We start from the raw sequence: 8589 nt of genomic DNA, 5'->3' as shown, positions 1-8589 counted from the left end.
GACCGGATCGTGAAACGGCTCAGGCGCGCTCATCGCCGCACCCCCAAACGCGACCGTCCGGCCACGCGCCACAGCGCGAAAACGGCCAGCAGCATCACCGTGAACCCGACCAACTCCGGCGCGGCCAGGACGAAGTAGCCCACGGCAACGGCCGCAAAGGCCAGATAGATCGTCCGCAGTCTCATCACGCCGCCCCGCCCTGGTGCAGCGGCCGGACCAGCGCGAGGACCTGATCGCGGTCGACCTTGATGAGGCGCGGGCCGACCTGAAAGCCCTCCAGCAGACCGCCGTCGACCCAGCGGCGGACGGTCCTCGGGTGGACCCCGCCAGCCAGTTCGGCTGCGTCGCGAAGGCTGATCAGGGTCTTGCGTCCACTGATCGAACTGCCTCGTCTGCTCATGATTGCCACTCCTTCGACGATTGATGAGACATCAGATGGCGTATCTGATGTCTTCAACAGTAAATCTGATGCCTTCTGATGTCTAGATATTCGCGCGTTTTTCGTCACAAATGAGCGGCGAGTGGAAGACCGTCCGACCCGCACAGGTTGTGTGGGTATCAACTGATAGGTTCGGTGGACCACGACGGGCGAAGGAGGCCATGTGGACGCCATGGGAGAAGCGCGGCATCGTCAGATCGCCCGCGAGATCCGCAACGAGATCGAAGCCGGGCGGCTCCGGCCCGGGCAGAAGTTGCCCAGCACCCGAGCGCTGGCGGAGCAATTCGGAGTGAGCGTCGCGCCTGTCAACGACGCGATGGCCATCCTGGAGGAGGAAGGATTGGTCGTTAGCCGACCGCGCTCGGGGCGAATGGTCAGCGACACCGCAACGCCTGGAGCTCCACGCCCGCGACGAGGACGTCCCCAAGTGATCTATGTCGGCGGCTACGCAGGTAGTGGAAAGACGGAGTTCGGGTGCGTTCTGGCGAGACTGACTGGGTGGGCAATGCTCGATAAAGACACCATCACAAGGGCTGTGGTCGACACCGCCCTGGTGCAGCTGGGTAGCACCGTTGCAGACCGGGAATCCCCGATCTACCTGGATCTTGTGCGGCCCGCCGAGTACGAGTGCCTTGCTGCGGCGGTTCGAGAGAACGTCCGTTGCGGAGTCTCCGTCATCGCGACCGCACCTTTCATCAGAGAGTTCGGCTCAGAAGCATGGTTTCGCCGGACAGCTGTCGAACTGGACACCATGGGCGCCGATATGGAGGTTGTCTGGATCCGTTGCCAGCCAGATTCGATGCACTCATACATCACCCGGCGTGGCGCCGCTCGAGACTCCTGGAAGCTCGCCAACTGGGACGACTACGTACGCGGCATCGACATCACATTCGAACCGCCCTGGCAGCACACCATCATCACGAACGACCCAGACTCGCCGCCGCTGCGCGAGCAGGCGCAGGCGCTGATCAAGTCGTTGAAGGACTGAACATGGACACGGCGATCGTGATGTACGGCCCGCCCGCAGCGGGCAAGGACACGGTGACGACCGCTCTCTGCGAACTCGGCAAGGAGTTTCGCCACTATCAGCGCATGAAGGTCGGCGTCGGCCGCACAACGGGGTACCGGATGGCCTCGACTACTGACCTCGCGCAGCTGGTCGCCGCCGATGAGGTCATCTACTCGAACAGCCGATATGGCTCGACCTACATCATCGACAGGCCTGAGCTGACCAGGATCATCGCCGCTGGCGAGATTCCGGTTCTGCATGTCGGCCAGCCGGAGGCGATAGACGCACTGCTCTCCGCGGCGCCGAACATTCGATGGGTCGTAGTAGAGCTGTGGTGCCCGCGTGACATCGCTGCGGCGCGGGCCGCTGCTCGAGGTACCGGCGACACCGTTGAGCGCCTAGCGGTCTGGGACGCGACTCCACGACTCACCGTCGCCGACATCCGGATTGACACGGCAACAGTCGATCCGGCTGACGCTGCTCGTCAGATCGTTGAGGCCGTCCACGCTGCACGGTGCGCCGTTGTCGTACCCACGATGCACCTCGTACATCCAGACGGATCACTGGATCTGGCCGCTACGCGCCGCTATGCAACCGCGGCTGCCGCCGGGTGGATCGACTTCTTCCTGATCAATGGCTCAACTACGGCGGGTGATGAGCTAACCGGTTCCGAGCGCACCGACGTCCTCGATATTTGGCTGGAGGCGGTCGACGCCAGCCGACTGCTCGCCTGTGCTTGGTCTGCCAACGACCTCGCCACCGCGGCCGATCGTCACGTAACGCCGATGGCAGTGCTGCGGGCCGATACTCGCTCCGCGGCCGAACAGTTTCTCCAAGCTCTGCCGGGCGAATCCACGATCTACAGTCACCCGATGTTCGGCTACACGTTCGACGCCGAGATGGCAGCGTGGGCCAAAACCGCCGGCCATCTCCCGGCCGGTGGGAAGCTCGCCAAGATCCAGCTGACCGAAATCGCCGAGATCCGACGTGCTGCGCCCGAGTTCGCGACGTGGGACGGTTCGTCCCGACGAATCCAGGAATCGATAGGCGCCGGTGCGGCTGGCGTGGTCGCTACGCCGCTCGCTGCCTTGCTCACTGACTTACCACCGCGCAGCCTTGCGCAGATTCAGTCCGCCATCGACACCGTTCAAACCGAGCTTGACCGGCTCCCGGATCGGGCAGCGAAACGCCGGTGGTTGCTCGATCAGATCGAGAACTGATCCACTGTCGACACCCGGTCAGTCGTCCCCCTTACCGTCGACGCGACCAGCATTGTGCATGGTCCTGCAAGTTCCACCATGCGACGAATTGAGCATCTTCGTCTTCGAGATTCCATTCAGTCGCGAGTTTGTCGAAAAAGGCGTCAGTGCCTGTCTTCCCGCCGCGCGGCTCGCCGATATAGATCAGCCGATCCCCGCCAGCACGCTCGTAGGACTCGAGCGCCTCGAGCGCCATCGGATCGCCCCAGCCCGGCGGCCAGCAGAGGAACAGCACCCGGTCGGACTCGACACCCTCTGCGCGAGCCGCTGCGAGTTCGTCGAGGTCGCCGACGTGACCCCAGACGGCGCCCCCGCGGAACGAGACGTTATCCACCTGGTCGGGCGGCTCCGAATCGTAGGCGAGCACGTCGACGCCGAGTCGCCGCAGTTGACCAGCCCAGTAGCCACGACCGGCGCCGACCTCGAGCAATCCGCGGCTGTCGCGAACTCGGTCGACCCACGCCAGCGTTTCGGGCGACGGGATCGCGTACGCGTACGCCTCCTGGAGGACGGTCTGCGCGAATCCGAGACGCGCGCTACCGCTTGGCCTACCGCCATCGACTCTCCGGCCCGACTGTGCAGCAATCGGCAAGCCAGCGGACGGGGCGACGATGTCCCAGTAGGGGTTATCACTCTCGCCGCCCGTCATGTAGTGGACCAGACGCAGATCGAATGCACGGTCGGCATCGTCGTCACCAGTTCCGGGCAGTCGCGGAGCGGTGTCGAGATATTCAGCAACCTTGGGATACGAAGTGCGAAAACGTTTTTCGTCGCCGAGAAGGTCGGCCAACTCGGCATGTCGCTCAGGCGTCAGCAGGAATCCCGTCACCCCTCGATTGTGACCATCGGTGCGTGCCGCCGTGGCTGGAACAGCGGAGCCCGGGACAATGCCTGTACGTGCCACGTGGGGCAGAACTGTCTACCGTGTGGGGCACTCGTGGGGCAGACAGCTGTACTCACATGTCCTCGGAGTGCGTTCATGCCACACGAACTCGACCTCTATTTATGCTGGCAGTGTGTGGTTTAATGTCCGCAATGTTGACGAATGTCCTGCGGGTTTGGTATAGAGGTTGAGCACGGACTTTTAATCCGCAGGTCGTAGGTTCGAGCCCTACTGGGGGCACACCGCCGCAGGCGCCCGGATCCGTCCGGGCGCCTGCGGCGTTTCCGGGGCCTGTCGCTTGCCGGAGCCGCTTGCGAGAAGGTTCTCGTCGCGGCCGATCAATTCCACGCTCACCCCGTCGCGGCTGGTGGTCGCGGTCACAGCGGTCGCGTCCGCGCGGTTGAAGTTCTGGTAAACCCCGCTGAAAACCTTTCCTCGACGCCCGAGGCATGGCGAAGGCGCCGGCGACGCGGATGGGCGCTTCGGTGCGACGGTGCCGGAGCCGGCGCCCGAGCAGATCGGTTGCGGCACAGCGTCCTGCGGTCGCATAGCGCCTGCGCGGGCGGCGGCGCAAGAGGACAGTGTCACCCGGCGCTAACGCCGAAGGCCTCGCGACGATAGACCAGACGCTGCGGGCCGACGTGTCTTCTGTCACCGGACGCCAGGCTCGACGCGGCTTACACTCGGGGGGTGCGCGGAGCGTCGACGACGACGTATGAAGTGCATCACCGGGCGCCGATAGTCGGCTGGATGCGTTTCGCATCACACCTACGGTGCCGTAAGGTATGGCCGCATCAGCACGGTCTACCCGGGGGGACGACCTGCAAGCGTGCACGCACTCAATGAAGGGCTATTACATGGCAAGGGATCTGACTCAACTCGAGCTGCTCACGGAGTTGGAGCCGGTTGCCGAACAAAACGTCAACCGGCACCTCTCCCTGGCAAAGGAATGGCATCCGCACGACTACGTCCCGTGGGACGAGGGCCGCAATTTCGCGGCACTCGGCGGTGTCGACTGGGACCCGGAGCAGTCTCGACTGAGCGAGGTCGCCAAGGCGGCCATGATCACGAACCTGCTGACCGAGGACAACCTCCCCTCCTACCACCGTGAGATCGCCGAGAACTTCTCACAGGACGGCGCGTGGGGCACCTGGGTGGGGCGCTGGACCGCCGAGGAGAACCGGCACGGCATCGTCATGCGTGACTACCTGGTGGTCACCCGCGGCGTGGACCCGGTCGCCCTCGAAGAGGCCCGCATGGTCCACATGACCAACGGCTTCGCCTCCCCCACCGAGGCGGACGCGGGCTTCCTGCACTCGGTGGCGTACGTGACCTTCCAGGAACTCGCCACCCGCGTCTCGCACCGCAACACCGGCAAGGTCTGTGACGACCCGATCGCCGACCGCATGCTGCAGCGCGTCGCCGCCGACGAGAACCTGCACATGATCTTCTACCGCAACATGTGCGGTGCGGCCCTCGACCTGGCGCCCGACCAGACGCTCGAGGCCATCACGCTGATCCTGGAGAACTTCCAGATGCCCGGCGCGGGCATGCCCAACTTCCGCCGAAACGGCGTGCTGATGGCCAAGCACGGCATCTACGACTTGCGCCAGCACCTCGAGGACGTCGTGGAGCCCGTGCTGAAGAAGTGGAACATCTTCGAGCGCGACGATTTCACTCCGCGCGGCGAGGCCGTCCGTGAGCGGCTCGGCAACTTCCTGGAGAAGCTGAGCAAGGACGTCGTGAAGTTCGAGGAGCAGCGCGACCGGATGCTGGCCCGGGAAGCCAAGAAGCGCGAACTCGCGGGTGCCGCCGCGATCTGATCGCACCCGTAAAAGCAAGCGCCGCCGCCGGAATCATTCCGGCGGCGGCGCTTGCTTTTGTCCGACCCGTATTCAGTTCAACGGCAATGCGCCGTCGGTGCCGCCGACATCGGTGATCTTCCAGTCGGAGTTCTCGTCCAGCGTGACGTTGTAAGTGACCGTGGTTTGCGCGCCTTCCGGGCTCTGCGCATTCGTGGAACTCACGTTCACGAAGACATTCACCTTGTAGACGCCGTTGTCCTCGGAAACGACCTTCGCGGAAATGGGCGAGGCGGTGGACGTCCACTTCAGCGGAACCAGAATCTGCTCCAGCTTGGGCGCTGTCGCGTCGAATTTGTTCGCCAGCTGCGGGGTGGTGTTGGCCTTCAGCTTGCCGATCCACGCGTTGATGTCCTGATAATTCACCGTCGCCGCGCCGACCGCGTAATCGGTGGCGACCTGTTCGGCGCGGCGATCGTCGGCGGCGCGCTGAGCTTGTTCGTCGAGATCGCTCTTGGCCGACCACCACAGCACGCCGAACAGCACGGTCAGCACGGCGAGAACGGCTACGGCCGCGCCCCACAGCACCGACGACACCGGGATCGAGACAGTGGCGCCGGACTTCGGGGCGGGGGTGGGATCGTCCTTCTTGTCGAGACGCACGTCCGACGTGCTCGCACGCTGTTCCGGGGTGGTGGCCTTGTTCTCGTCGCGAGACGCGCCCGATTCGATGTCCTCGGCAGGCAATGGGTACTCCGATGTCGTATTGATGGTGCGTTTGCGCTATAACCGCTGTTCACAGTGGGCGTCACAGCTGGGTTACCGATATCGCCACGGGCTGGGTCCGCGAGCGGTCGTCGGGTGACCCCCGCGACCCACTGTCCCAGACTAAGCCGTCGAGCGCATTCGGCCGCGCGCGAGGTGCCGCCGAAGTTACCGTGAGGTAGAAGATCGACGAGGGAGGCCGACATGGCTGCGGGCGTGGTTCTTGCGGGCAAGGTCGTGGCGATCACGGGCGGCGCGCGCGGCATCGGTCGGGCCACCGCCGAGGCGTTCCTTGCCGCGAAGGCCGCCGTTGCGATCGGGGACGTCGACGTCGAGCTGGTCGAGAAGACCGCGGCCGAACTCGGCGCCGACCCGGACGCCCGTGTCGTCGGCCTGCCGCTGAACGTCACCGATCGCGAGTCCTTCGCCGCCTTCCTCGACGCGGTGGAAGCCCAGCTCGGGCCGCTCGACGTCTTGGTGAACAATGCCGGGATCATGCCGACCGGACTGTTCGCCGACGAGGACGAGGCGATGACCGAACGGATCATCGACGTCAACCTGCGCGGCGTCATCCACGGCAGCAGGCTGGCCACCGAACGCTTCCTGGCGCGCGGCAGCGGCCACCTGATCAATATCGCCTCGCTCGCCGGGACACAGGGCTTCCCCGGCCTCGCCACCTACTGCGCGACCAAGCACGCGGTCGTCGGCTTCACCTCGGCCCTGCACCTGGAGTTGAAGGAGCACGGCGTGCAGGTGAGCGCGGTGCTGCCCGGCATCGTGCGCACCGAGCTCTCGGCGGGCGCGAACATGCCGAACTGGATCGAGCCGCTCACCACCGTCGACCCCGACCAGGTCGCGGCGGCGATCGTGGACACCGTGCGGCGGGCCCGTCCGCTGGTGACGGTGCCGCGCAGGCTGGCGGCGATCATCAAGTCCACCCAGCTGCTGCCCTACCGGGTGCAGCTCGCCGTGGCCAAGTTCACCGGCGCGACCACGGCGTACTCGCAGCCGGATCAGGCGGTGCGGGAGATCTATCACCGGCGACTGCGCGGGGAGTGAGCACGTGCCGCTCGCTCGGCGCTGACTCGTGGGGCCGCTCGCTCGGCACCGATCGACTGCGCTACTCGCTCGGCGCTGATCCGCGGGCCGCTCGCCCCACACCGATCGACTGCGCCACGCGCTCGGCGCTGATCCATGGCACGGCGCGCCCAGTGAATCAGCGCACGTCACGCCACGCTGCCGCCGGGTCGAGCACGCCCTGATGAGACACTGGAACGCGTGACGATGACTACCGAGGGGCCGACCACGCTGCGGATCGGGCCGTATCCGGTCGACCCGCCGGTGGTGCTCGCGCCGATGGCGGGCATCACCAATCTGGCCTTCCGCAAGCTGTGTCGCGAGTTCGGCAGCTCCACCTCCATCTACGTGTGCGAGATGATCACCGCGCGCGCTGTCGTGGAGCGCAACGAGAAGACGCTGCACATGATGTCCTTCGACGAGGACGAGCACCCGCGCTCGATGCAGCTCTACGGCGTCGACCCGGCCACGCTGGGCGAGGCGGTGCGCATCATCGTCGGCGAGGGCTGGGCCGATCACATCGACATGAATCTCGGCTGCCCGGTGCCCAAGGTCACGCGGCTCGGCGGTGGCGCGGCGCTGCCGTACAAGCGAGCGCTGTTCAGCAAGATCGTGCGCGCCATGGTCGCCGCCGCCGAACCGGCGGGTGTGCCGGTGACGGTCAAGTTCCGCATCGGCATCGATGACGAGCACCTCACCTACCTGGACGCGGGCCGCATCGCCGAGGCCGAGGGCGCCAAGGCCGTCGCGCTACACGCGCGCACCGCGGCCCAGCGCTACTCCGGCCAGGCCGATTGGTCGGCCATCGCCCGGCTCAAGGAGGCGGTGACCACCATCCCGGTGCTCGGCAACGGCGACATCTTCTCCGCCGACGACGCGGTGCGCATGATGGCCGAGACCGGCTGCGACGGCGTCGTCGTCGGGCGCGGCTGCCTCGGCAGGCCGTGGCTGTTCGCCGAACTGCAAGCGGCGCTGCGCGGCGAGGCACTGCCGGAGCCGCCGAATCTCGGCCGCGTCGGCGAGGTGCTGCACCGGCACGGCGCGCTGTTGTCCGACCATCTCGGCGAGGAGAAGGCCATGCGCGATCTGCGCAAGCACATGGCCTGGTACCTCATGGGCTTCCCGGTCGGCGCGGATCTGCGCCGCGCCTTCGCCACCGTGTCGAGTCTCACCGAACTCGGCGACCTGATCGGCAAGCTCGACCCGACCGCGCCGTTCCCGAAGGACGCCGAGGGACCGCGCGGGCGGCAGGGTTCGCCAGGCAAGGTCGCGCTGCCGCACGGTTGGCTCGACGATCCCGACGATCCGGCGGTGCCGACGGCTGCCGATGTGATGCACAGCGGAGGCTGATCGGG

At 66.1% G+C, this 8589-nt stretch carries 9 protein-coding genes; 5 read left to right on the top strand and 4 right to left on the bottom strand.

The window, feature by feature from the left end:
• Positions 1-29: 29 nt before the first annotated feature.
• Both CRP45_RS34075 and CRP45_RS29270 read right to left on the bottom strand, forming a co-directional pair.
• On the bottom strand, positions 30-185 hold the full coding sequence (locus CRP45_RS34075) for a hypothetical protein (RefSeq protein ID WP_179831051.1): 156 nt from the start codon (positions 183-185) through the stop codon (positions 30-32).
• Positions 185-400 (bottom strand): helix-turn-helix domain-containing protein, encoded by a 216-nt coding sequence (locus tag CRP45_RS29270; RefSeq protein WP_097247873.1) that lies wholly within the window; start codon positions 398-400, stop codon positions 185-187. The genes CRP45_RS34075 and CRP45_RS29270 overlap by 1 nt, the downstream gene beginning before the upstream one ends.
• Positions 401-611: 211 nt before the next feature.
• Between CRP45_RS29270 and CRP45_RS29265 the strand changes: the two genes are divergently transcribed.
• Together CRP45_RS29265 and CRP45_RS29260 are read left to right on the top strand one after the other, a co-directional pair.
• On the top strand, positions 612-1427 hold the full coding sequence (locus tag CRP45_RS29265; protein WP_097247922.1) for a GntR family transcriptional regulator: 816 nt from the start codon (positions 612-614) through the stop codon (positions 1425-1427).
• 2 nt (positions 1428-1429) lie between these two features.
• Positions 1430-2668 carry a beta/alpha barrel domain-containing protein gene (locus CRP45_RS29260; RefSeq protein ID WP_097247872.1) on the top strand — a complete coding sequence of 413 codons (1239 nt, stop codon included), beginning with the start codon at positions 1430-1432 and terminating at the stop codon, positions 2666-2668.
• Positions 2669-2699: 31 nt separating this feature from the next.
• Here CRP45_RS29260 and CRP45_RS29255 read toward each other — a convergent pair whose 3' ends face one another.
• Positions 2700-3536, bottom strand: coding sequence for a hypothetical protein (locus CRP45_RS29255; protein ID WP_097247871.1), 837 nt, complete (start codon positions 3534-3536; stop codon positions 2700-2702).
• 911 nt (positions 3537-4447) lie between these two features.
• Here CRP45_RS29255 and CRP45_RS29250 point away from each other — a divergent pair.
• Positions 4448-5413 carry an acyl-ACP desaturase gene (locus CRP45_RS29250; protein WP_067790586.1) on the top strand — a complete coding sequence of 322 codons (966 nt, stop codon included), beginning with the start codon at positions 4448-4450 and terminating at the stop codon, positions 5411-5413.
• A gap of 72 nt (positions 5414-5485) precedes the next feature.
• Here the strand turns inward: CRP45_RS29250 and CRP45_RS29245 are convergent, their stop codons facing one another.
• Complete coding sequence (locus CRP45_RS29245) at positions 5486-6139, bottom strand: hypothetical protein (protein WP_097247870.1); 654 nt, start codon at positions 6137-6139, stop codon at positions 5486-5488.
• 234 nt (positions 6140-6373) lie between these two features.
• Here CRP45_RS29245 and CRP45_RS29240 point away from each other — a divergent pair, with 234 nt between their 5' ends.
• Together CRP45_RS29240 and dusB are read left to right on the top strand one after the other, a co-directional pair.
• Positions 6374-7216: an SDR family oxidoreductase gene (locus tag CRP45_RS29240; protein WP_097247921.1), complete on the top strand. Its 843-nt coding sequence runs from the start codon at positions 6374-6376 to the stop codon at positions 7214-7216.
• A gap of 225 nt (positions 7217-7441) precedes the next feature.
• Positions 7442-8584: a tRNA dihydrouridine synthase DusB gene (gene dusB / locus CRP45_RS29235; RefSeq protein ID WP_097247869.1), complete on the top strand. Its 1143-nt coding sequence runs from the start codon at positions 7442-7444 to the stop codon at positions 8582-8584.
• The last annotated feature ends 5 nt before the right edge of the window (positions 8585-8589 follow it).

Source organism: Nocardia amikacinitolerans, from assembly GCF_900215415.1.
Classification (GTDB): domain Bacteria; phylum Actinomycetota; class Actinomycetes; order Mycobacteriales; family Mycobacteriaceae; genus Nocardia; species Nocardia amikacinitolerans.
The sequence above is the reverse complement of the archived record's forward strand: the minus strand, read 5'-3'. Positions and strand labels throughout refer to the sequence as shown.